The organism is Kribbella sancticallisti, assembly GCF_039530625.1.
GTDB classification, from domain to species: Bacteria; Actinomycetota; Actinomycetes; order Propionibacteriales; family Kribbellaceae; genus Kribbella; species Kribbella sancticallisti.
The window spans coordinates 21,364-43,117 of sequence record NZ_BAAAOS010000038.1 but is presented as its reverse complement, the minus strand read 5'-3'; the positions used below and the strand labels follow the sequence as shown (position 1 = coordinate 43,117).

At 68.6% G+C, this 21,754-nt stretch carries 22 protein-coding genes; 7 read left to right on the top strand and 15 right to left on the bottom strand.

The window, feature by feature from the left end; genetic code table 11:
- Nucleotides 1–38: 38 nt before the first annotated feature.
- Entirely contained in the window at nt 39–1,466 is a 1,428-nt protein-coding gene (gene rox / locus ABD255_RS26225; protein WP_344218483.1) for a rifampin monooxygenase, read from the bottom strand.
- Nucleotides 1,467–1,676: 210 nt separating this feature from the next.
- Nucleotides 1,677–2,441 (bottom strand): SDR family oxidoreductase, encoded by a 765-nt coding sequence (locus ABD255_RS26220; RefSeq protein WP_344218481.1) that lies wholly within the window; start codon nt 2,439–2,441, stop codon nt 1,677–1,679.
- Nucleotides 2,442–2,509: 68 nt separating this feature from the next.
- On the opposite strand from ABD255_RS26220, the gene ABD255_RS26215 reads away from it, so the two are divergent.
- Nucleotides 2,510–3,130 (top strand): TetR/AcrR family transcriptional regulator, encoded by a 621-nt coding sequence (locus ABD255_RS26215; protein ID WP_344218478.1) that lies wholly within the window; start codon nt 2,510–2,512, stop codon nt 3,128–3,130.
- 120 nt (nt 3,131–3,250) lie between these two features.
- Here ABD255_RS26215 and ABD255_RS26210 read toward each other — a convergent pair whose 3' ends face one another.
- Together ABD255_RS26210 and ABD255_RS26205 are read right to left on the bottom strand one after the other, a co-directional pair.
- The gene (locus ABD255_RS26210; protein ID WP_344218476.1) at nt 3,251–5,260 is read right to left on the bottom strand and encodes an oxidoreductase; all 2,010 of its coding nucleotides are present in this window, start codon (nt 5,258–5,260) and stop codon (nt 3,251–3,253) included.
- Complete coding sequence (locus ABD255_RS26205) at nt 5,257–5,802, bottom strand: PadR family transcriptional regulator (RefSeq protein WP_344218474.1); 546 nt, start codon at nt 5,800–5,802, stop codon at nt 5,257–5,259. The genes ABD255_RS26210 and ABD255_RS26205 overlap by 4 nt, the downstream gene beginning before the upstream one ends.
- A gap of 133 nt (nt 5,803–5,935) precedes the next feature.
- Between ABD255_RS26205 and ABD255_RS26200 the strand changes: the two genes are divergently transcribed.
- Both ABD255_RS26200 and ABD255_RS26195 read left to right on the top strand, forming a co-directional pair.
- Nucleotides 5,936–6,421 (top strand): cation:proton antiporter regulatory subunit, encoded by a 486-nt coding sequence (locus ABD255_RS26200; RefSeq protein WP_344218472.1) that lies wholly within the window; start codon nt 5,936–5,938, stop codon nt 6,419–6,421.
- Nucleotides 6,422–6,432: 11 nt separating this feature from the next.
- Entirely contained in the window at nt 6,433–7,641 is a 1,209-nt protein-coding gene (locus ABD255_RS26195) for a cation:proton antiporter (protein ID WP_344218470.1), read from the top strand.
- Nucleotides 7,642–7,788: 147 nt separating this feature from the next.
- On the opposite strand, the gene ABD255_RS26190 is transcribed toward ABD255_RS26195, so the two are convergent.
- From ABD255_RS26190 to ABD255_RS26175, 4 genes are read right to left on the bottom strand one after another with little or no spacing between them, the layout of a single operon-like run.
- Entirely contained in the window at nt 7,789–8,391 is a 603-nt protein-coding gene (locus ABD255_RS26190) for a YdeI/OmpD-associated family protein (protein ID WP_344218468.1), read from the bottom strand.
- Between the two features lie 55 nt (nt 8,392–8,446).
- Nucleotides 8,447–8,932: a methylated-DNA--[protein]-cysteine S-methyltransferase gene (locus ABD255_RS26185; protein ID WP_344218467.1), complete on the bottom strand. Its 486-nt coding sequence runs from the start codon at nt 8,930–8,932 to the stop codon at nt 8,447–8,449.
- Nucleotides 8,933–8,934: 2 nt separating this feature from the next.
- Nucleotides 8,935–9,483, bottom strand: coding sequence for a GNAT family N-acetyltransferase (locus ABD255_RS26180; protein WP_344218465.1), 549 nt, complete (start codon nt 9,481–9,483; stop codon nt 8,935–8,937).
- 1 nt (nt 9,484) lies between these two features.
- A complete protein-coding gene (locus ABD255_RS26175) occupies nt 9,485–11,014 on the bottom strand; it encodes an AlkA N-terminal domain-containing protein (RefSeq protein ID WP_344218463.1) in 1,530 nt (509 codons plus the stop codon).
- Nucleotides 11,015–11,140: 126 nt separating this feature from the next.
- Here ABD255_RS26175 and ABD255_RS26170 point away from each other — a divergent pair, with 126 nt between their 5' ends.
- The 4 genes from ABD255_RS26170 (at nt 11,141) to ABD255_RS26155 (ending at nt 16,581) form a co-directional block, all read left to right on the top strand.
- Nucleotides 11,141–11,881 (top strand): SDR family oxidoreductase, encoded by a 741-nt coding sequence (locus tag ABD255_RS26170; RefSeq protein WP_344218461.1) that lies wholly within the window; start codon nt 11,141–11,143, stop codon nt 11,879–11,881.
- Between the two features lie 103 nt (nt 11,882–11,984).
- Nucleotides 11,985–12,779 carry an LLM class flavin-dependent oxidoreductase gene (locus tag ABD255_RS26165; protein WP_344218459.1) on the top strand — a complete coding sequence of 265 codons (795 nt, stop codon included), beginning with the start codon at nt 11,985–11,987 and terminating at the stop codon, nt 12,777–12,779.
- Between the two features lie 99 nt (nt 12,780–12,878).
- On the top strand, nt 12,879–13,892 hold the full coding sequence (locus ABD255_RS26160; RefSeq protein ID WP_344218457.1) for a LacI family DNA-binding transcriptional regulator: 1,014 nt from the start codon (nt 12,879–12,881) through the stop codon (nt 13,890–13,892).
- 46 nt (nt 13,893–13,938) lie between these two features.
- Nucleotides 13,939–16,581: a glucosidase family protein gene (locus ABD255_RS26155; RefSeq protein WP_344218455.1), complete on the top strand. Its 2,643-nt coding sequence runs from the start codon at nt 13,939–13,941 to the stop codon at nt 16,579–16,581.
- A 416-nt stretch (nt 16,582–16,997) separates the two neighbouring features.
- On the opposite strand, the gene ABD255_RS26150 is transcribed toward ABD255_RS26155, so the two are convergent.
- The 7 genes from ABD255_RS26150 to ABD255_RS26120 all read right to left on the bottom strand — a co-directional run bounded on the left by ABD255_RS26150 (nt 16,998) and on the right by ABD255_RS26120 (nt 21,754).
- Nucleotides 16,998–17,726, bottom strand: coding sequence for an ABC transporter permease (locus ABD255_RS26150; RefSeq protein ID WP_344218453.1), 729 nt, complete (start codon nt 17,724–17,726; stop codon nt 16,998–17,000).
- A complete protein-coding gene (locus tag ABD255_RS26145; RefSeq protein WP_344218451.1) occupies nt 17,723–18,655 on the bottom strand; it encodes an ABC transporter ATP-binding protein in 933 nt (310 codons plus the stop codon). The genes ABD255_RS26150 and ABD255_RS26145 overlap by 4 nt, the downstream gene beginning before the upstream one ends.
- 44 nt (nt 18,656–18,699) lie before the next feature.
- Nucleotides 18,700–19,473 carry a hypothetical protein gene (locus tag ABD255_RS26140; protein ID WP_344218449.1) on the bottom strand — a complete coding sequence of 258 codons (774 nt, stop codon included), beginning with the start codon at nt 19,471–19,473 and terminating at the stop codon, nt 18,700–18,702.
- A complete protein-coding gene (locus ABD255_RS26135; protein ID WP_344218447.1) occupies nt 19,470–20,381 on the bottom strand; it encodes an ATP-binding cassette domain-containing protein in 912 nt (303 codons plus the stop codon). Before ABD255_RS26135 ends, ABD255_RS26140 begins: the two co-directional genes overlap by 4 nt.
- The gene (locus tag ABD255_RS26130) at nt 20,378–20,740 is read right to left on the bottom strand and encodes a GntR family transcriptional regulator (RefSeq protein WP_344218445.1); all 363 of its coding nucleotides are present in this window, start codon (nt 20,738–20,740) and stop codon (nt 20,378–20,380) included. The genes ABD255_RS26135 and ABD255_RS26130 overlap by 4 nt, the downstream gene beginning before the upstream one ends.
- Nucleotides 20,741–20,846: 106 nt before the next feature.
- Nucleotides 20,847–21,551, bottom strand: a complete 705-nt coding sequence (locus ABD255_RS26125; RefSeq protein ID WP_344218443.1) for a GOLPH3/VPS74 family protein — start codon at nt 21,549–21,551, stop codon at nt 20,847–20,849.
- Nucleotides 21,548–21,754, bottom strand: a complete 207-nt coding sequence (locus ABD255_RS26120) for a type II toxin-antitoxin system antitoxin (protein ID WP_344218441.1) — start codon at nt 21,752–21,754, stop codon at nt 21,548–21,550. Before ABD255_RS26120 ends, ABD255_RS26125 begins: the two co-directional genes overlap by 4 nt.

Sequence of the window (21,754 nt, the reverse complement as noted above, 5' to 3'; positions counted from 1 at the left end):
GGCAGTAGGTGAGTGGTTACCAAGGCCCAGCTGTGGGCTCAGCCGGCGGCGGCGCCGAACCACTTGGGCAAGTGGCTGAGGAGGTCCTGCTGATCTTCACCGACCCACGCCACATGGCCGTCCGGCCGCAGCAGCACCGCGGGCAGGTCCAGCTCCTCGCTGACGTCGACGACGTGGTCGACCCGGTCCGCCCAGCCCTCCACCGAGAGCCGGCCGGTCTGGTCCAGCAGCAGCCCGCGGCCGCCGTGCATCAGCGCGTACAGGCGCCCCTTCTTCAGCTCGACGTCCCGCATCCGCCGGCCGAGCAGGTCATCCCCCGCACCGAAGTCGTAGCGGATTCCGATCGCGGTGATCTTCTCGATCAGGTACTGGTGCACGTTCTGGAAGTCCATCAGCTCCGACACCAGGTGGCGCACTGCCTGGGGACCCGGCTCGGTGGACATCAACACCATCTGGGCGCGGGTGTTGAGCAGTACGTCGGCGGCCACCGGGTGCCGTTCGCTGTGATAGCTGTCCAGCAGCCCCTCCGGCGCCCAGCCGTTCACCTCGGCAGCCAGTTTCCAGCCGAGGTTGAAGGCGTCCTGGATGCCGAGGTTGAGCCCCTGCCCGCCCGTCGGCGGGTGGATGTGCGCCGCGTCGCCGGCCAGCAGCGCGCGTCCGGCCCGGTAGCGCTCGGCCTGCCGGGTGGCGTCGCCGAAGCGGGACAGCCAGCGCGGTGAGTGCACGCCGAAGTCGGTGCCGGCGGTCGCCTGGAGCTGCTGCTTGAACTCCTCGAAGCTCGGTGCGGTCGCGCGATCCTCGGCCACCCCCGCCGCGGGCACGCCGACGCGGTACCAGCCGTCTTCGAGGGGCATCAGGCCGAACCGCAACTGGGTCTTGCGGACCTCGGTCATCACGGCGGTCACCGTCTCCTGCGGTGCGGCCACCGCCATCTCGCCCAGCAGCGTGTCGACGCTGCTGGGCTCGCCGGGGAAGCCGATTCCGAGCAGCTTGCGCACCGTACTGCGGCCGCCGTCGCAGCCGACGAGATAGCGCGAGCGCAGTTCGGTGCCATCGGCCAGCTCGACGGTCACCCCGTCGTCGTCCTGGCTCAGCCCGACCAGTTCGCAGCCGCGCCGGATCTCAACACCGACCTCGATGGCGTGCTCGGCCAGCAGGCGGTCGGTGATGGTCTGCTGGAGGCCGAGCACGTACGCGTGGGCGCTGTCCAGCCGAACCGGCGTCGGTTTGGCGATGCCGGCGAAGAAGCCGCCCACCGGATATTCCTTGCCGAGTGCAAGGAATCGCTCGAGCAGGCCGCGCTGGTCCATCACCTCGATGCTGCGCACGTGCAGGCCGAGCGAGCGGACCACCTTGGTCGGCTCAGCCAGCTTCTCCAGCACGACCACCTGCACGCCGTGCAGCCGCAACTCGGCGGCCAGCATCAAGCCGGTCGGTCCGCCGCCTGCGACGATCACGTCGATCATGAATCCCCCAAGTCGATGAGCTTGCCTTCAGCCGGCCGGCACCCGCGTACGTCGTGAATCCCTTGTTTTCGCGGGTTTTCGGCTTCGATCGGAGATTCTGCGGCACGACCCGGGGCTTGCCGCAAGCCCCCCGGTGAGCTATAAATTAGGAGTGGCAAGGAGTGAGCATCCTCCTTGCCTTTGTTTTGCCCTCCACTCGAATCCCGTGCTTCAGCCCCGGAGACCGAGGTGGATCCCGCCGCTGGCGTCCAGGACCTGACCGGTGATCCAACGCCCGTCGTCAGAGGCGAGGAAGGCGACAGCGTCGGCGATGTCTTCGGCCGTACCGAGGCGGTTGAGGGCTGTCTGACTGGTGATGAACTCCTCGACCCCCGGCGCCTCGAAGATCGGCACGTTCACCTCGGTCCTGGTGGCGCCGGGAGCAACGGCGTTGACCGTGATCCCTCGGGTGCCCAGCGCGCTGGCCAGCGTCAGAGTCATCGTCTCAAGCGCGCCCTTGCCCATGGCGAAGGAAGTCTGGACGGGATTGGCCATCCGGGTGGCGACCGAGGTCAGAGTGATGATCCGGCCGCCGTCGCGCAGCAATGGGAGCGCCCGCTGGATCACGAAGTACGGCGCTTTGACGTTCACCGCGAAGTGGTGGTCGAACTGCTCCGGGGTATCCGTCTCGATCGGACCACCCGGAGCAGCCGCCGCGTTGTTGACCAGAATGTCGAGCAGCCGCCCCGCCAACCCGCGCTCCAGACCCGCGAACAGAGTGTCGACGTCGCCAACCGTCCCCAGTTCGGCTCGTACGGCGAAGGCACGCCCGCCGGCCTTCTCGATCCTGGCAACCGTCTCCTCTGCCCCGGCTTCGTTGCCGCCGTAGTGCACCGCGACCTCCGCGCCATCAGCCGCCAACCGCTCGGCGATAGCCCGCCCAATACCCCGCGAAGCCCCCGTGACCACCGCAGTCCTGCCAGCCAGTCTGCCCACTCCACCCACCTCAACCTGTTAGCGACTCTCAAACTGTTAGTGACTACCAGGACGGTACTCTATAACGCATGAGTGGTGAAGGCCCGAGCCTGCGCGAACGCCGGCGAGCGGAGACCCAACGCATGATCCAGTCGCACGCCATGCGCCTGTTCACCGATCACGGCTACGACGCCACCACCGTCAACCACGTAGCCAAGTCCGCCGGCGTCTCGACGATGACCGTCTACCGCCACTTCCCCACCAAGGAAGACCTGGTCCTCTACGACCGCTACGACCCCCTGATCGCCGCCCAGGTAGCAGCCCGCCCACCCGACGAGCCCCTGGTACGCCGAATCGGCCAAACCCTCGTAGAAGCAACCCGCCTGGCCCTCGGCCCCACCGACAGCGGGCCCTCTCCATCCCCCGAGAAGGACCTGCTACTAGCCCGCCTCCGCCTGATGATCAACACCCCGGCTTTACGCGCCCACCACCTGGACAGCCAATTCGCCACCCAAAAGGCCATAGTCGACGCCCTACTAGGCGACACCCCCGACCCCGACCTGGAATTCCAAACCTGGGTAGCCGCCAGCACCTGCCTGGCCGCAATGCACGTAGCGCTAATGAAATGGGCCCAAGAAGACGGCCACCCAGACCTCCCCACCTTAATAACCCAAGCCCTAACCGCCGCCTTCAACGAAGACTTCAACTAGTCCCCTGCGGCCGTCTTTGCGAGCCGGATCCGGGGAACATTTCGCCCCATGAACGGCCAGAAATCCTCCCCAATCTCACCGACCGGCAGCTTCGCGGTCCGCGCGAATTGCTCTTTGCTGTTAGAGCTTGGCGGCTAGGCGGGTGCCTTGGTTTATGGCTCGTTTGGCGTCTAGTTCTGTGGCTACGTCGGCGCCGCCGATCAGGTGGGCGGTCGGGAATGCTGTTGCCAGGTCGCGGACGGGTTCTTGGCCGGCGCAGATGACGATGGTGTCTACCGCCAGCACGCGGGAGTTCTCATGTTTTTCGCCGAAGGTGATGTGTAGGCCCTCGTCGTCGATGCGTTCGTAGTTGACGCCTCGGAGTTGTTCCACCTGCTTGGTTTTCAGGGCGGCGCGGTGGACCCAACCGGTGGTCTTGCCGAGGCCGGCGCCGATCTTGCCGGGCTTACGTTGGAGCAGGATGACCTTGCGCGGGGACGCTTCCGGGCGCGGCTCAGTCAGAGCACCCGGAGCCGACCGCGGATCAGCGACGCCCCACTCGGCCTTCCACGCACCCACGTTCAGCGTCGGCGAGTTCACCGTGGTGAGGAATTCGCTCACGTCCACGCCGATACCACCCGCGCCGATGACGGCGACCGTCTTGCCGACCGGGCGGCCGTGGCGGACCACGTCGACGTACGAGAGGACCTTCTCGTGGTCGATGCCGGGGATATCAGGGAGCCGCGGCGTGACGCCGGTCGCGAGGACGATCTCGTCGAAGTCGCGGAGGTCGTCAGCCGTCGCACGGTGCGCAAGATGCACCTTGACGCCGGTCAGTTCGAGGCGGCGTTCGTAGTACCGGATGGTTTCGGCGAACTCCTCCTTGCCGGGGATCCGGCGCGCGATGCCGAACTGTCCGCCGATCTCGTGGTCGGCCTCGAAGAGTTCGACCTCGTGTCCCCGCTCGGCTGCGGTGACTGCTGCCGACAAGCCGGCCGGGCCGGCGCCGACAACCGCGATCCTCCGCGTACGACGGGTCGGCAGCAACACCAACTCCGTCTCCCGAGCGGCGCGCGGATTCACCATGCAACTGGCCTTGCGTTTGGCGAACACATGATCCAAACAGGCCTGGTTGCACGCGATGCACACATTGATCTCGTCAGCCCGCTCGGTGGTTGCCTTGAGCACCCACTCCGGATCCGCCAGGAACGGCCTGGCCATGCTGATCAGATCGGCATCACCGCGAGTCAGCACCTCCTCGGCGACCTGCGGCAGGTTGATCCGGTTCGAGGTGACCACCGGGATGCCGACGTGCGGGCGGAACGACGCGGTGATCGAGGTGAACGCGGCCCGCGGCACCGACGTCACGATCGTCGGCACCCGCGCCTCGTGCCAGCCGATCCCCGTGTTGATGATCGACGCACCGGCCGCCTCGATCTCCTTGCCTAGCGCAACGACCTCGTCCCAGTCCTGACCGCCCTCGACCAGGTCGGCCATCGACAACCGGTAGATGATCAGGAAGTCCGGCCCCACACGCTCGCGAATACCCCGGACGATCTTGACCGCGAGCCGCCGCCGGTTCTCCGCGCTGCCGCCCCAGCGATCCGTCCGCTTGTTGGTGCGCTCGGCCAGGAACTGGTTGATGAAGTACCCCTCGGACCCCATGATCTCGACGCCGTCGTACCCACCCTCGCGGGCCAGGGCCGCGCACCGCACGTACGCGTCGATCTGCCGGCGGACGCCTCGATCCGACAGCGCCCGGGGCTTGAACGGGTTGATCGGCGCCTTTCGGGCGGACGCGGAGACGCTGAACGGGTGGTACGAGTAGCGCCCGGCGTGCAGGATCTGCAGGGCGATCAGGCCGCCCTCGGCATGGACGGCGTCCGTCACGATCCGATGCCCGCGTGCCTCCCGGCGGGAGGTGAGCTTGGAGCCGAAGGGAGTCAGCCAGCCGGTCCGGTTCGGGGCGTAGCCGCCCGTGACGATCAGGCCGACGCCGCCGCGGGCCCGCTCGGCGAAGTACGCGGCGAGCTTCGGCAGGTCCTTCGCCCGGTCCTCGAGCCCGGTGTGCATCGAGCCCATGATCACCCGGTTCTTGAGGGTGACGTGGCCGAGGTCCAGCGGGGCCAGGAGATTCGGGTACCCACTCATCGCGCGTCCTCCGATCGCAGTGCCTGAATGACTTCGTCGCACCAGGCCACGAAGGACTCCTCCGCGCGAACACCACCGCGCAGTACGAGGTATTGATGCAGTTCCCGGCCGCTGAGCTTGCCGGGCTTGGGGAAGTCGCGCTGCTGGATCCCGCGGTAGACCTCCAGCACGGCCGCGTGCTCGGCGCGGTGCCGCTCGACCTCACGCAGTACTGCGGACGTGTCGCCAAGGGAGGCGCCTCGGAGTTTCACCGCCAGCCCGTCCCGCAGTACGGCGGGGTCGATCGGCTCGGCCAGCCAGCGGGTCAACTCGGCGCGACCCAGGTCCGACACCTCGTAGACCTTCTTGTCCGGGCGGCCGTCCTGCGCGACGTCGGTGTGGGTCACCCAGCCGGCCTCGTCCATCCGGCGCAGCACCCGGTAGATCTGCTGGTGGGTGGCCGGCCAGAAGTAGCCGATCGACCGGTCGAACCGCCGGGTCAACTCGTAGCCGGACCCGGCGCGCTCGGTCAGGGAGACGAGGATCGCGTGCTCGAGGGCCATGGACCCGAGAGTAGCTATGCAACTCGTTGCACTGCACCTGATTGCAAGCAGCGTCACACTCACGGGTACTCACAGCGTTGTGCCGATAAGGGAGAATGGTTGCAGACGCCATCTATTGCGGAAGCGGAGAATCATGGACCACCAGGCCCACCCGACCAGGACGACGTTGCCGGGCATCGGCACCCGGTATGACCTCATCACCGAAGGCGGCAAGCATGTCTCGGTGGTGGTCCACACGGACGGGCGGCGGTTCCTCGGTTTCCACGATCCCGAAGACGACGACAGCTGCCTCGGTAGCGTCCCGTTGGCCCCAGGCGAGGCGAGCGCGCTCGGCCTGCTGCTGATCCCGGCACCGGTCGAGCCGCTGCACGGCGACATCGAGATCGACCTGGTCACCGAGCAGATCCCGATCCCGGCCCGCTCCCCGTACTCCGGCCGCACGCTCGGCGACACCCAGGCCCGCAGCCGGACCGGCGCGTCGATCGTGGCGGTACTGCGGCGTACCGGCGCGATCCCCTCCCCCACCCCGGACTTCCGGTTCGCGAACGGGGACACCCTGGTCGTCGTCGGTACTCGCGAGGGCGTCGACGCCGTCGCCGACCTGATCTCGGGGGGCTGAGAATGCATGACATGACCGCCCTGCTGATCGAGCTGGGCGCGGTTCTGCTTGCCCTCGGCATCCTCGGCCGGATCGCGGGGCGGGTCGGATTCTCGCCGATTCCCCTGTATCTGCTGGCCGGCCTGGCCTTCGGGCACGGCGGGCTGCTGCCGTTGGACGCGTCCGAGGAGTTCGTTGCCACCGGCGCCGAGATCGGGGTCATCCTGCTGCTGTTGCTGCTCGGACTCGAGTACACGGCGGCTGATCTGGTCGGGACGCTGAAGACGCAGTACCTGTCCGGCGTGGTCGACTTCGTGCTGAACGCGTTGCCCGGCGCGGCTTTCGCGCTGCTGCTGGGCTGGGGTCCGGTGGCGGCCGTGGCGCTGGCGGGTGTCACCTGGATCTCGTCGTCGGGCGTGATCGCGAAGGTGGTCGGCGATCTCGGCCGGCTGGGTAATCGGGAGACGCCGGTCGTGCTCGGCATCCTGGTGCTCGAGGATCTGTCGATGGCGGTCTACCTTCCGATCCTGACCGCCTTGCTGGCCGGGGTCGGCCTGGCCGGTGGCAGCATCACCTTGCTGATCTCGCTGGGCACGGTGAGCATCGTGCTGTTCGTTGCCCTGCGCTACGGCCGGGTGATCAGCCGCGCAGTCTCCTCGGACAACCCGGAGATGCTGCTGCTCGTGGTACTGGGTTTGACGCTGCTGGTGGCAGGGGTCGCGGCGAAGCTGCAGGTCTCGGCCGCGGTCGGGGCGTTCTTGGTCGGCATCGCGTTGTCAGGTGAGGTCGCCGAGGGCGCGCGGAGCCTGCTCAGCCCGCTGCGCGATCTGTTCGCGGCCGTGTTCTTCGTGTTCTTCGGGCTCAGCACCGACCCGGCGGAGATCCCACCCGTGCTCGGGGTCGCGCTGGCGCTCGCAGTACTGACGGCGCTGACGAAGATCGCGACAGGCTGGTACGCCGCCCGCCGGGCCGGGGTGAAGTCCGCGGGCCGCTGGCGTGCGGGTGGCACGTTGGTCGCACGCGGCGAGTTCTCCATCGTGATCGCCGGGCTGGCGGTCGGGGTCGAGCCCCGCCTCGGCCCGCTGGCGACGGCGTACGTGCTGATCCTGGTCATCCTCGGCCCGATCGCCGCCCGCTACACCGAGCCCGCCGTCCGCAAACTCACCAACCGCCAGAGGCCCACCCCGCAAGGCCCACCCGCCGCGGAACAACTCGACAACATCACCAACTCCGCCAGCTGACCGGAGCCAGCCGATCCGCCGGGGACCAGGGCGCGGTAAGTCCGCCGAACCCGCCACACCCTCGGAAGATCGGCTCAACTCCTGGCCAGCCTGGCAGCCACCGACGACACCGCCAAGCAACACACCAGCTGAAAGCGATCCGTCGGGTCAGCGCGAGTGGTTGGCGCGCTGGTTGACCGTGGCGAGGGTGACGGTCTGGTCGATCCGGCGGAGGCGGGTCTCGGGGCGCTTGGCCAGGGCGATCCACTCGAGGATCCGCCGCTTGGACGAGGGCGGGAAGGCGGCGAAGTGGGTCGCCGCGGCCTCGTTCTGGTCGAGCTCGAGCTGGAGGTCGGCCGGGATGATGCCGTTCTGCGCCTCGGCGAGGCAGTCCCAGGTGCCGATCCGCCGGGCCAGGTCGATCAGTTCCCGGCCCGGTGCCTCCATCAGTCCCTCGGCGAGCAGCTTCTCGACCCGGTCGCGGTTGACCTGGCTCCAGGTGCTGCGCGGGTTGCGCGGGGTGAAGGTCTGGTAGGTGCTCTGCCCGTCGCGCCGGAGCGTCTTGCTGTCGATCCAGCCGAAGCACAACGCGTGCTCGACCGCCGTCGCCAGGTCGATGCCGGTCGCGCTGCCCTTGCGGTGAACGATCAGCCAGACCGACCGCTGGGTTCGCCCGTTCGCCGCCAGCCACTCGCGCCATTCCTCGACCGTGGCCGGCTCGAAGGCCTCGTCGTCGGTGACTACCTGCGGGGTCTTGACCTGTGTGCTCATATCCACAGCATGCGCCCGATAAGTGTTCACCCAATGAGCACTTTGTTTGCCGACCTCAGAAAAGCGCGTCGGCCCGCTCGTGGTCGAGCAACTGCTGCTTGCGGTCGAGCCCGCCGCCGTACCCGGTCAGGCTGCCGGTCGACCCGACCACCCGGTGGCACGGCACGATGATGCTGACCGGGTTCTTCCCGTTCGCCAGGCCGACCGCCCGTGACGACTGCGGGGTTTTACCCAGATGCACGGCCAACTCCCCGTACGTCGTGGTCTCGCCGTACGGGATGTCCTGCAGGGCCTCCCAGACCTCCCGCTGGAACGGTGTCCCGACCAGCTTGAGCCGTACGTCGAATGTGGTGCGCGTGCCCTCGAAGTACTCGCGAAGCTGCTCGACCACGTCCGGGAGGATCGTGTCGTCGCGCTCCCCGAACGTCTCCACCGGCGGCTGGTGCCGATGCTGCTCCAGGTAGATCCCCATCAACTCACCATCGTCGGACCCCACCAGCGTGAGCGGTCCGACCGGGCTGTCCATCACTGCGTAAGTCATCGTCAGCCCTCCCACTGCGCCCGGGTGATCCGGTAGAGGACGTGCCGTTCGAGCCGGTGCCCCTTCTCCAGCCTCGGGTGGTCGAAGTCGTCGGCCTCGTCGTGCGTCATGCCGATCCGCTCCATCACCCGCTGGGACGGCGTGTTCGTCGTCGTGGTGAAGGACACCACCTCGTCCAGCCCGGCCGGCCCGAACGCGTAGGCGAGCGACGCCCGGGCTGCCTCGGTCGCAAACCCGTTGCCCCAGGCATCCTTCGCCAGCCGCCAGCCGACCTCGACCGCCGGCAGGAAATGCGCCTCGAAGTTCGGCACGGACAGTCCGGTGAAGCCGATGAACCGCCCGGTCTCGATCACCTCCAACGCCCAGAACCCGTAGCCCCGCTCGTCGATGGCGACCCGGACCCGGTCGATCATCGCGTCGCTGGCCTCGCGCGTCAGCGGCCCGGCGAAGTGTTCCGTCACGGCCGGGTCGGCGTTCAGCGCGGCGAACGGTTCGTAGTCGGAGTCCTTCCACTGGCGCAGCAGCATGCGGTCGGTCGTCAGCTCGGTCATCTCACTCCGCGGTCGCTGGGATCTTGTTGATGGCATGGTCTCCGGTGGCCCAGAGGTACTGCACGGCATACGCACGCCAAGGACGCCACGCCCGCGCGTGCGCGATCAGAGCCTTGGGGGCCTCCGGCAACCCCAGGTCGCGAGCCGCGTAGCGGATGCCCAGATCGCTGGCCACGAAGGCGTCCGGATCACCGAGCGCCCGCATCGCGATCGACTCCACCGTCCACGGACCGATGCCGGGCAGGGCCGCGAGTTGCGCGCGGGCCTTGTCCCAGTCGCTGCCCGCGCCGAGGTCGATCGCCCCGGCCGCGAGGGTCGCGATCAGCGTGGTCAGCGTCGTCCGCCGGGACTTCGGGAAGGCGAGCGTCTCGGGATCGAGCTCGGCCAGCGCCTCCATCCGCGGGAACAGGTGGGTCAACCCACCCGCCACATCCTCGATCGGCTCGCCGTACGCCTGCACGAGCCGGCTCGCGTGAGTCCGCGCAGCAGCCGTGGACACCTGCTGCCCGAGCACAGCCCGTACTGCGAACTCCTCGCCGTCCACCGTTCGCGGTACCCGGCGGCCCGGCGCCTTCTCGATCAGCGGAGCCAGCAGCGGGTCGAGCCGCAGTTGCTCGTCCACCGCGATCGGGTCGGCGTCCAAGTCGAGCATCCGCCGGCAGCGGCTGATCGCGATCGCCAGGTCGCGCTGGTCCGTGAGCGACAACTGGCAGGCGATGTGGTCCGGCATCGGCTTCAGCGCGACCACGCCGTGCCCGTGCGGCAGCCGCAGCGTCCGCCGGTAGGCGCCGCCGTACCACTCCTCGACGCCCGGCACCCCGGTCGCGAGGAGGTGGCCGAACAGGTTGTCCGGAGTCAGCGGCGCCCGGAACGGCAACCGCAGCGAGATCGTGCCCGGCGCGGTCGAGGTGGCGCCGCCCTTGGCCCGGCTGCGCAACTCGCTCGGCGATAGCGCGAACACTTCCTGAACCGTCTCGTTGAACGTCCGCACGCTGGAGAACCCGGCCGCGAAGGCGACATCGGCCATCTGCAGCGAACTCGTCTCGATCAGCAGCCGCGCCGTCTGCGCCCGCTGAGCCCGCGCCAACGCGAGCGGACCGGCACCGAGCTCAGCCTGCAGTTGCCGCTGCACCTGGCGAACGCTGTACCCGAGTTGGGTCGCGAGGCCCGGTACGCCGTCGCGGTCGACCACGCCGTCACCGATCAACCGCATCGCGCGAGCGACCAGGTCGGCCCGGTCGTTCCACTCCGGCGATCCGGGGCTGGCGTCCGGGCGGCACCGCTTGCAGGCGCGGAACCCGGCCTGCTGGGCGGCCGCGGCGCTCGGGTAGAACCGCATGTTCTTCACCTTCGGCGGCACCACCGGGCAGCTCGGCCGGCAGTAGATCCTGGTGGTCAGGACAGCGGTGAAGAACCACCCGTCGAACCGGGCGTCCTTCGACTGGACGGCCCGCACGCACCGCTCGACGCATTCATACACGTGCTCCAGCATCGCTGCCGCCGCCGACAGTTTCCAGCGGTTTTGCGCCATCGAGGTTCAGCGGAAAAACGACGTCAGGACCCGGCGTCGCGTTTCCGCCAGCCCGGTCGCCGGTCCGGTGCTGGACTGGAACAACGAAAACCCCTGCAGGACAACGAGAAAGTGGTTGCTCGAATCATGACCGAACTGACCGGAAAGCTGGCCCTCGTCACCGGTGGAAGCCGCGGCATCGGCGCCGCCGCCGCGATCGCCCTGGCCGACCGAGGGGCCGATGTCGCCGTCACCTACAACAGCTCCCCCGATGACGCGGCAGCCGTCGTGAAGGAGATCGAGGCAGCTGGGCGGCGGGGGTTCGCGATCCAGGCGGATGCCGCCAACGCGGCCGCCGTGAGCGCGGCGGTCGGCCGGGCGACCGACGTACTGGGTGGGCTGGACATCTTCGTCAACAACGCGGGGGTGGGCGCGATGGGCATGATTACCGATGTCGCCGTCGAGGACCTCGACCGGGTGCTCGCGATCAACGTGCGGGGCGTGTACGTCGCCGCGCAGGCCGCCGCCTCGCTGTTGGCTGACGGCGGCCGGATGATCCACGTCGGCAGTTGCATCGCGGACCGGAACACCGGGCCTGGGATGACGCTGTACGCGATGAGCAAGTCGGCGGTGGTCGGCCTGAGCAAGGGCCTGGCCCGCGAACTCGGCAGTCGCGGGATCACCTCGAACGTCGTCCAGCCCGGGCCGACCGACACCGCGATGAACCCGGCCGACGGGCCGTTCGCGGCGGGTCAGCGGAGCTTCCTCGCTCTCGACCGCTTCGGCACCGTCGACGACGTAGCGGCGGCGGTGCTCTACCTGGCTGGTCCGGGCGGCTCCTACGTCACCGGCACCGAACTGAGCGTCGACGGCGGCCACGCGGCCTGACGTCGGCCAGTCCGCATCACCGACACCCTTCGGCGTCGTCCGGCCCGTCGCCACCCAACGGGCTTCGGCGTTTCTGTCGGTGGCGCTGACTAGCTTGAAGTTCGTGCGTTTCTCGGTGACGTTCGGAGCGGTTGGGCCTGGTCGCGATCCCCGCGGCCTGGCCGAGCTCGCGCGCATGGCCGAGGACTGCGGCTGGGACGCCGTCTTCCTGGAGGACTACCTCGTCTACCAGGGCGACGCGTCCCAGCCGACGTACGATCCGTGGATCTGCCTGGCCGCGATGGCGACCGCGACGTCGGCGATCACCCTCGGTACAACGGTCACGCCGGTACCACGCCGCCACCCCTGGAAGCTCGCCGCCGAAGCCGTCGCCCTGGATCACCTGTCCGGTGGACGCCTCGTCCTCGGAGTTGGAATCGGCGACCCCAACGACCCATGGGGAGAGCCGGCGGCTCCTCGGGTGCTGGCCGAGAAGCTGGATGAGTCCTTGGAGATCATCTCCGCCTTGTGGACCGGTCAGCCGGTGTATTTCCACGGCAAGCACTACCGCCTCGACGGTGCTCAGCTCACCGCGCGACCGCTGCAGCAACCGCGCATCCCAATCTGGGTCGGAGGCAACCTTCTCTTCCCGGCTGTTCGCCGGAGAATCTCTCGGTGGGACGGTTCCTGTGCCTACAAAGGCACCCCGGCCGCGCCGCAGAAGCTCACGCCGGATGACGTCCGCCTGCTCCTTCGAGAACGCGGCGCCGAGCCGGGCGGTTTCGATGTCAAGGTGAGCGGCGGAGACGCCGCCGCCTTCGCCGCGGCCGGAGCCACTTGGTGGGGCCGCTGGATCGCCCCCGGACCTCGCTCCGAAGCCGAAGCCATCCTCAGAGCCGGCCCACCCCACCTCTCCTGACCACCACCAACCACTGAACCGTTGACACGGAAGGGGTTCGGCGGCGAGACTGCGGGGGCGTTTTAACGTTCAAACGGTCTTCTCCAGCGGAGGTGTCTGATGGCTACGCTGAAGCAGGTTGCCGCTCACGCGGAGGTGTCGGTCCAGACGGTTTCGAACGCCCTGAACGCGCCTCATCGGCTCCGCCCGGACACCCTGCAGCGGGTCACCAAATCGATCGAGCTGCTCAACTACCGCCCCAATCGTAACGCGCGCAGCCTGCGCACCAGCGCTGTCGAGTTGATCGGGTACTGCGTACCGAGCTGGCCCGACGGTCAGGCCCACCTGGTGATGGACCAGTTCCTGCATGCGCTCTGCACCGCCGCCGAGACCAGCGGCCGGCACATCCTGCTGTTCACCGCGCCCGTCGGGGTCGAGGGCATGCCGGTCTACGAGGACCTGCACGCCCGGCGGCTGGTGGACGGCTTCGTACTCTCGCAGACCGAGACCCACGACCCCCGGCACGGCTGGCTCAAGGAGCAGCAGATCCCGTTCGTCTCGTTCGGCCGGGTCTGGAAGGAGACCACCCAGCCCGGCCCGTACGTCGATGTCGACGGCGCGGGTGGTTGCGCCGCAGCCGTCCGGCATCTGCACGAGACCGGGCGCCGGCGGATCGCGTTCCTCAGCTGGCCGAAGACCTCGGGCCTGGCCGAGGACCGCCTGAGCGGCTGGCGCGCCGCCTGCCGCGAGCTCGGCCTGCCGACGGACGCCAGCCTGGCCGTCCGCTGCCTGGAGGACACCATTGACCAAGGTGCCCGCGCCACCGCCGAACTGCTCGACGCGGACCCCGGCGTCGACGCGATCGTTGCCATCAGCGACATTCTCGCGCTCGGCGCGCTCCGCGAGCTGACCCGGCGCGGACTGACCGCCGGGGTGGACGTCGCCGTCACCGGGTTCGACGACTCGCCGCTCGCCTCGGTGGTGTCGCCGGCGCTGACCAGCATCCGGCAGCCGATGGACCAGATCGCCACCGAGCTGATCGACATCCTCACCACCCCGGCCACCCCGGGCGTCTCCACCGAACGACTCCTGCAACCCGAACTAGTGATCCGGGGCAGCTCAGCCCCGGGCTGACGCAGGCGGCGCGCCCAACCGCACCGCCAGAAGGAGGTACACCGTCATGACACCCCGCCCTGTCGGACGAAGTCGACCAACCAGAAGACGTACCACGGTTCCTGCCGGGCTGATCGCCGGAGCAACAGCGCTCGCCCTCACCGGAATCCCCTCGACGGCGATCGCCGATCAAGTCGGGTCCGCGACGCCGCAACCCGCAGTACAGAACGCAAGTGAGTTGTCGGAATCGACTCGGCTGGCTGACCGGAGGTCTTTGGTCGTCGGCGATCGGGCCTACGCGATGGGCGACGAGGCCGGCCTCTACCCCGCGACCGGCTGGCACATCCGCGGTGAGATGGGTGGTATCTGGACCCAGCCGCTCAAGCTGCTCGACGGGATCTGGTTCGGCGTCGACGGTGCGTGGCTCGGCAAGGACGTCGCCGCCGCGAAGTACACCAGTGGCCATGGCTACCAGCGGATCAGCTACCCCAGTGACGTCAGCGTCGAGCGGACCGACTTCGTGCCCGACGGCGTCCGCGCCACCGTGGTCGGACTGACGCTGAAGTCGAGCACAGCCAGAACCGTCAAGCTCGACGTCGACGCGCACTCCGAACTGATGCCGTCCTACCCGTGGGGCTGGACGACACCGAACGCCGCGCAGGTGAACCTGCCCGACACCGGCTCGTACGCCGACGGCACGCTCCAGTTCCGCGATCAGGGCACCCCGCCCTTCCCCAACTTCGCGGCGCACGACTACAACGCTCTCGTCGGGTCGTCCCTGCGCCCGGCGAGTCACGCGCTCGGCGCGAACCACCGCGGCCCGCAGGACCCGGCGGTGATCTGCCCGGCCGAGGGTACGACGCCCGCCCGCTGCGACGACAGCCTGTTCGGCAAGGGCACCGGTGGCCGCCTCACCTACGACGTCGGCCTCAAGCCCGGCAAGAGCACGACCGTCTGGTTCGCGGTCGCCGGTTCGGACCTGAGCAAGGCCGAGGCGCAACGCGAGTACAGGAAGGCCATCAGCAACCCCGAGAAGTTGCTGCGGGCAAAGAAGCAGGACCGTGCGGCGATCGACGCGATGACCTCGGTGGACCTGCCTGGTGACCGGCTACTGCAGCAGAGCGTCGAGTGGAGCAAGCAGAACCTGGCCGACTCGGTCCAGGAGGCACGGGACCTGCAGATCCGCGACGTCAACGAAGGCAAGGACTACCCGGCGCCGGCCGGTACGGTCGACAGCGCCCGCTTCTTCGGCGCCGGCTTCCCCGACTACCCGTGGCTGTTCGCCACCGACGGCGAGTACACCTCGTACGCCGCGGTCGCGGCCGGCCAGTTCGACACGGTGAAGCAACACCTCCGGGCGCTGCGCGACGTGAGCGACCTGCTCAACAACCGCAGCGGCAAGGTCGTGCACGAGGTGGTCCACACCGGCGACGTGTACTTCGGCTCGAACCAGAGCGCCGGCAACACCGACGAGACGGTGAAGTTCCCGAGCATCGTCGCGCTGCTGTGGCGGTGGACGGGTGACGACCGGTTCCGCGACGAGATGTACGACTTCAGCGTGCGCAACCTGCAGTACGTCTACCGCGAACTCGACAAGGACAACGACGGCTGGCTCGAGGGCCTGGCGAACGTCGAGCGCAGCGGAATGGGCTCGGAGAAACTCGACAGCACGGTGTACCTCGCGCGCGGGCTGCGCGATCTCGCCGACCTGGCCGCGTCGCGGCGTGACCGGCAGACCCAGCAGTGGGCGACGGCCAAGGCGGAGGACCTGGAGAAGCGGTTCGAGACCCAGTGGTGGGTCGCCGAGGCGTTCGGGTACGCCGACTCGATCGACGACCCCGCCAACCCCGCGAACGACAACACGCCGATCTTCCAGCGGCACTGGACCGGCGTGACGCCGATGGAGGCCGAGCTGGTCCGCCCGGGCAAGCCGACCTCTCCGCTGGCTTCGCCGGAGCACGCCGAGATCGCTCTGGACCAGCGCGAGAAGCCTTGCTACACAGGCGAATTCGGCCTGTTCCACACCGGCACCGGACCGACCGCCGATCCGGCCGGCAACCCCGGTCCGTCCTGCGACACCGTCGTCTCCGCGGTGAAGAGCGAGCGCAGCATCTTCTCGCTGAACACCTCGATCATGGCGGTTGCGGAGGGCAACTTCGGGCGGCTGGGCGAGAACCAGCAGCAGGTCTACACCACCGGCAACGCCCGGATCCAGCTCGACCCGACGGTCTGGGAGACGCCGGGCGCGATGCCGGAGATCGCGCCGTCGCCGGACTCGCCGGCCAACATCGGCCGGCCGTTCTACGACCGCTCGATGAACCTGCAGGCCTGGGGCGCGTACGGCGTACTGTGGCCGGTCGTGCACCAGCAACTGGGCGTCGATCCGGATCTCGGCCACGGCCGGCTGGCGGTGATCCCGCAGCTTCCGGGTGGTCAGCAGAAGGTGGCTGGTAGCAACATCAAGCTCGGCCGCGGATCCGTGGATGTGTCGGCAAGCCTTGTAAACAAGGTGTTGCGGACCGATCTGCGGGTCAAGGGCATCAGGGCGACCGTGACGATCGGAGCTGTTCTGCCGACTGGCGCGACGGTGAAGGCGGTGTCGCTCGACGGCCGGAGTACGCAGTACAAGCTGGTCACGACGACGCGCGGCACCGAAGTACAGGTGGCTGCCCGCGGCGGGTCCTCGTCGCTGCGGATCACACTTCGCTGAACGTTCCACCATCGACTGGCCGGTGCCCGGATTCGGGCACCGGCCAGTTTCGTTGACCACGAAAAAGTGGGCCCCTCCGAGTATGAGTCGGAGGGGCCCACGTATAGCTGAAGGAAAGTGACGTCTCCAGCCTCCCGAACGGTCCGTCGGGTCCGGCAGACCCCGTCACCGGTCTACCTCGGTGGGGATCCCCACCGCTAGGGTCCTCGGTTTCCGTCCGACCCGCCGTTCCCTGAAGAACAGCGTGTCGACATTTCTACCCCTCGGGCCGTGCACGCACAAGCCTTTCTGACAAAGAGGTTCGGGCAATTCGCGACCTTGAGCGTGTCGTCCACAGTGAGTGCGCGACCATCCACAGAAACAGCCGAGGTTATGCACACCCCCTGTGCATAACACTGCTCATCTGGGCGCCGTCCTCACTCCCAGCGGAACAACTTCGCGGCCAGTCCCACGCAGGCGGCGGTCACGGTGAGCATGGCCACGACGTGGATCATCCCCGGCCAGTGACCTGCCCACGCCTCCTGCATGCCGGTCATGCCCGCACCCATCGGCGTGATGTCCCGGAGCCAGCGGATCGACTCCGGCATCAGGTCGCCCGGGGTCCAGACGCCGGCGAAGAACATGCTCGGGAAGAGCAGGATGTTGCCGACGACGCCGGCACCCTTCGCCGTCGACACCAGCCCCGCGATCAGGACGCCGATCGAGAGTTGCGCGACGCAGTACAGCACGGCGGCCAGAGTGAACCGCAGCGATGAGCCGGGTAGTTCGGCGTCGAAGGCGAGCGAGCCGAGACCGATGATCAGGCCGATCACCACCAGCCCCGCCGCCAGGTGCAGCAGCAGTTGCGCGACCAGGAGTTTGACCGGGCGGACCGGCGTGGTCGCCAGCCGGCGCAGGATGCCCTTTTCCCGGTAGCCGGCCAGGATCATCGGCAGCGTGGCCATTCCGAGGATGGCGATCCCGATGCCGATCGCCATCGTCGGCAGGAAGCTGACCGGAACGCCGTCCGACCCGTCGTCACCGGTGTTCATCAGCGAGAACACCGTCAGCAGGCCGATCGGCAGGACGAAGACGAAGAACAGTCCGGCCCATTCGCGCACGAACAGCTTGGTCTCGATCCGGGTCAGGGTCAGGGTCTGGCTCATCGCCGCGCTCCTTCGAAGTCGCGGCCCGCCAACGCGAGGAACGCGTCGTCGAGCGTGGTCCGTTCGGTCTGCAGGTCGACCGGCGCGAGACCGCGGCCGGCCAGTACGGTGACGACGGCGACCAGCAGGTCGTCGTTGCCTGTGACAACGACACGGTCGCCGTCGTGCTGGACGGAGTCGACCGCCGGCAGCGCCTTCAGGATCGCGTCGTCGAGCTCACCGCGGACCCGGAAGGTGATCCGCTGCCCGGACCGAGCCGCCTCGATCAGCCCGGCCGGGGTGTCCAGCGCGACCACCAGGCCGTTGTCGATGATGGCGATCCGGTCGCACAGGTACTCGGCCTCCTCCATGAAGTGGGTGACCAGGATGATCGTCACGCCGGAGTCGCGGATCTGCTTGACCAGTTCCCAGGTGTCCCGCCGCGCCTGCGGATCGAGGCCGGTGGTGAGCTCATCCAGGATGGCGATCCGCGGGTTGCCGATCAGCGCCAGCGCGATCGACAGCCGTTGCTTCTGACCGCCGGACAGCTTGGCGAACGCGGTGTTCCGCACCTTGGTCAGGCCGAGCCGCTCGAGCAGGTCGGCCGGATCCGCGGGGTTCGGGTAGAACGACGCGTACAGCTCGAGCGCCTCCCGCGCCTTGATCTTCTCCGGCAGCTCGCTCGCCTGGAGCTGCACGCCGATCAGCGAGGTGATCTCGGTACGCCGTTTGCGCGGGTCCAGGCCCACCACCCGGACGGTGCCGGCGTCCGGCGTACGGAGTCCGGCGATCGACTCGACGGTGGTGGTCTTGCCGGCGCCGTTCGGGCCGAGGATGCCGAAGATCTCGCCCGGGTGGACGGTCAGCGAGACATCGTCGACGGCGACGGTGGCGCCGTAGGTCTTGCGCAGGTTGGTGACGACGACCAGGTCGGTGTCGTTTTCGGGCATGGTGAAGCCTCCCTATGGACCGCAGGGTGTGGTTTTGAGGTCCGTCAGCCCTTGGCGGGCTTGAGTCCCATCGGACGGATCAGCAGGTAGCCGGCGTACAGGCTGAGCGCGCTGACGGCGAGCACTCCCGGTACGGCGACGGCCAGCGGTGGACGGTCGTAGCCGGTGCTCTCCAGGGCGTCGGCGAGCCACTGCGCGACCAGCAGGAGTTCCGCGGCGGCTGCCGGCACGAGGCCGAGTGGCAGCAGCGCGAGACCCTTCCAGAAACCGAACCGGTAGAAGCCGATGCCGATCAGCCAGCCGGCGGCCTGGTGGGCCAGGATCAGCAGGAAGAACTCGGTGAAGATCAGTCCGACCTGCGTGGTCCTGGTGAACAGGTGCGGGTTGTCCAGCGCCTGGGTCAGGCCGGCCACGTCGTAGATACCGCGCTCGACCTGGTAGGCGAGGACCCAGACCAGCGCTGTGGCGGCCGCCGCGCCGGTCAGGAAGATGCTGCAGGCAACGGCGAACATCCGCCGGGTGACGCCGTGCGCCACCATCAGCGCGAACAGCGCCGGGGTCAGCGTGATGCCGATCGCCGCGGAGAAGTACTTCGGCGACTGGGTGCCGTAGTCCCACATGCTGTGGTCGGTTCCACCGGAGACCAACTGCGCGATCATTCCGCCGCCCAGAAAGGCCAGCAGCATCACCAGCCAGTACCCACCGACCATCGGCCGCAGGCCGATCACCATGGCCCGCAGTACCCGTCGAAGGCGCAGCATCGCGGTGACCTGGCCGGGCAGGGTGGCGGCGCCGGGTCGGCTTATGATTGCGGTCATCGGTCGCTCTCCTTCGCAGCCGTCGAACCGGTCAGATGGACGAACAGTTCCTGCAGGCCGACCGGGCCGATCTCCAGTCCGGCCGAGCGCGCCTTCGCCTGCAACGGGTCGTCCAGGTCGCCGAACACGGTGGTGGACTTGGTGCCACCGAGCCGCTGCTCGGCGAGCACGGTGAGGCCGCTGGTCAACTCGTCGACGGCCGCAACCGGCCCGACGATCGAGGCGCCGCGACCACGCAGCGCGTCGACCGGCGACTGGGTGACCAGCTTGCCGTTGTCGAGGATGACCACCTCTTCGAGCAGCGCGCTGACCTCGCTGACCAGGTGGGTGGACAGCACGATCGTCCGCGGTACTTCGCTGTAGTCGGCGAGCAGCGCGTCGTAGAAGAGGTTCCGGGACGGCACGTCCATGCCCAGATAGCTCTCGTCGAAGATCGTCAGCGGCGCCCGGCTGGCCAGTCCCAGCACCACGCCGAGCGCGGACTTCTTGCCCCGCGACAGCTTCTGCACCTTCTTGCGGACCGGGATCTCGAACCTGTCCAGCAGCTCTCCGGCCAGGTCGGCGCTCCAGTACGGCCGGAGGCTGCTCGCCAGGTCGAGCACGTGCCTGACCGGCTCGGAGGCGACCAGGTCACCGGACTCGCGGATCAGGCAGATCCGGCTCGTCACGACCGCGTCCTCGTACGGCTCGCGCGGCTCGCCCAGGTCACCGCCGTCGAGCAGGACCCGGCCCGCGTCGGCTCGGCGGAACCCGGACAGGGTGGCGGCGAGCGTGCTCTTGCCGGACCCGTTGCGGCCGAGCAGGCCGTGGATCTTGTCCGGCGCCAGCCGCAGGTCCAGGCCGTCCAGGGCGGGCACGCCGCCGAACCTGACGCTCAGGTTCTCGGTAGTCACTCCCAGCCCGCTCACTGTTCACCGTCCTTGTTCTGGATGTGCTTGACGACGTCGGCCAGCGGAACCCCGATCGCGTCGGCCTCGCGGATCATCGGATCCACCACCTCGGCGAAGAACGAGTCCCGCCGGCCGGTCCGGAGCAACTCCCGGGCGTTCGGGCTGACGAACATGCCGATCCCGCGCTTCTTGTAGAGCACGCCCTCGTCGACCAGTTGGGCGAAGCCCTTGGCCGCGGTGGCGGGGTTGATCCGGTAGAACGCCGCGTACTGGTTCGTCGACATGACCTGCTCGTCCTCGGCGAGGGCACCCGTGACGATGTCGTTCTTGATCTGGTCCGCGATCTGGAGATAGATCGGGCTGCGATCGTCGAACACCGTGGGTCCCTCCTGGTTCGTCGGTTCGTAGGTTCATTACTTGACCAATGAACCGTAGCACCCAGAGCGGTCTCCCCGTCAAGCGGGATCTTCGGTGCGCGAGGCTTCAGCCGGCGGCAGCGGCCGCGGCCGCTGCCTGGATGGACTTGCGCAGGGCCGGGACAACCGGGCCGATGCGGACGGCCAACTGAGCCAGCCGGTCCTTGTGACGGTTGCGCTGCTCCTTGCTGATGACCGGGCGAAGATCCGCCGTCGCAGCCAGTACTACGAGCGCCGCGTCGCGCAGGTCGATCCGGGTGACCAGCCGAGCGGGTCGCAGGGTATCGGTCGCCGCCTGCAGCAACTGGCGTCGTACGAGGGGGTGCCTGAGCGTGATCCGGTCGGCCGGGATGATCCCGAGCAGGCGACGCCGCTCGACCTTGATCAGCCGCGCCCTCTCCAGGTCGTCGCGCACCTCCCGAACGATCCCCCGACGCCGCCGGTCCACCCAATGCCGCCACTTGCGGGGCGACGAGGACTCGATGTCTTCGAGAATGCTCGCCAGCAGCGGATCGGCCGGCGCCTTCGTCGTACCGACCTGCGCGCGGCCGCCCTCGTCGACCAGGTGACCGGTGAGCTGCAGGTCGACCAGAGCGGCGGCCCGCAGCAACTGACCGAGGTGCGACCTGCCGGCCAGGCGACCGGTGGTCGGGTCACACGCGAGCAGAAACAGCCTTGCCGGCAAGGAGTCCGGGGTAATTCCCTTGCCAGTGGCAACTTCCTTGGCCACCGGGGCGGGAGCCGCTGGACGGCGGATCAGGCGGGCGTTCACGACTCCTCCTCCTTGGCCGGGCGGCCCGGGCGGCGCATCTTGCCGACGTTGCCCGGCAGGCGGCCGGCGTCGGCCAGCGCCCGCCGGAGCAGGTACTCGATCTGGGCGTTGGTGCTGCGCAGGTCGTCGGCTGCCCAGCGGGCCAGCGCGTCGTGCACCACGGGATCCAGCCGGAGCAGGATCTTCTTGCGTTCAGCGGCCAC

Coding starts and splice junctions, on each gene's coding strand:
- rox (WP_344218483.1), bottom strand. CDS start 1,466: ATGATCGACGTGATCGTCGCAGGCGGCGGACCGACCGGCTTGATGCTG.
- ABD255_RS26215 (WP_344218478.1), top strand. CDS start 2,510: ATGAGTGGTGAAGGCCCGAGCCTGCGCGAACGCCGGCGAGCGGAGACC.
- ABD255_RS26210 (WP_344218476.1), bottom strand. CDS start 5,260: ATGAGTGGGTACCCGAATCTCCTGGCCCCGCTGGACCTCGGCCACGTC.
- ABD255_RS26205 (WP_344218474.1), bottom strand. CDS start 5,802: ATGGCCCTCGAGCACGCGATCCTCGTCTCCCTGACCGAGCGCGCCGGG.
- ABD255_RS26200 (WP_344218472.1), top strand. CDS start 5,936: ATGGACCACCAGGCCCACCCGACCAGGACGACGTTGCCGGGCATCGGC.
- ABD255_RS26195 (WP_344218470.1), top strand. CDS start 6,433: ATGACCGCCCTGCTGATCGAGCTGGGCGCGGTTCTGCTTGCCCTCGGC.
- ABD255_RS26190 (WP_344218468.1), bottom strand. CDS start 8,391: ATGAGCACACAGGTCAAGACCCCGCAGGTAGTCACCGACGACGAGGCC.
- ABD255_RS26185 (WP_344218467.1), bottom strand. CDS start 8,932: ATGACTTACGCAGTGATGGACAGCCCGGTCGGACCGCTCACGCTGGTG.
- ABD255_RS26180 (WP_344218465.1), bottom strand. CDS start 9,483: ATGACCGAGCTGACGACCGACCGCATGCTGCTGCGCCAGTGGAAGGAC.
- ABD255_RS26175 (WP_344218463.1), bottom strand. CDS start 11,014: ATGGCGCAAAACCGCTGGAAACTGTCGGCGGCGGCAGCGATGCTGGAG.
- ABD255_RS26170 (WP_344218461.1), top strand. CDS start 11,141: ATGACCGAACTGACCGGAAAGCTGGCCCTCGTCACCGGTGGAAGCCGC.
- ABD255_RS26160 (WP_344218457.1), top strand. CDS start 12,879: ATGGCTACGCTGAAGCAGGTTGCCGCTCACGCGGAGGTGTCGGTCCAG.
- ABD255_RS26155 (WP_344218455.1), top strand. CDS start 13,939: ATGACACCCCGCCCTGTCGGACGAAGTCGACCAACCAGAAGACGTACC.
- ABD255_RS26150 (WP_344218453.1), bottom strand. CDS start 17,726: ATGAGCCAGACCCTGACCCTGACCCGGATCGAGACCAAGCTGTTCGTG.
- ABD255_RS26145 (WP_344218451.1), bottom strand. CDS start 18,655: ATGCCCGAAAACGACACCGACCTGGTCGTCGTCACCAACCTGCGCAAG.
- ABD255_RS26140 (WP_344218449.1), bottom strand. CDS start 19,473: ATGACCGCAATCATAAGCCGACCCGGCGCCGCCACCCTGCCCGGCCAG.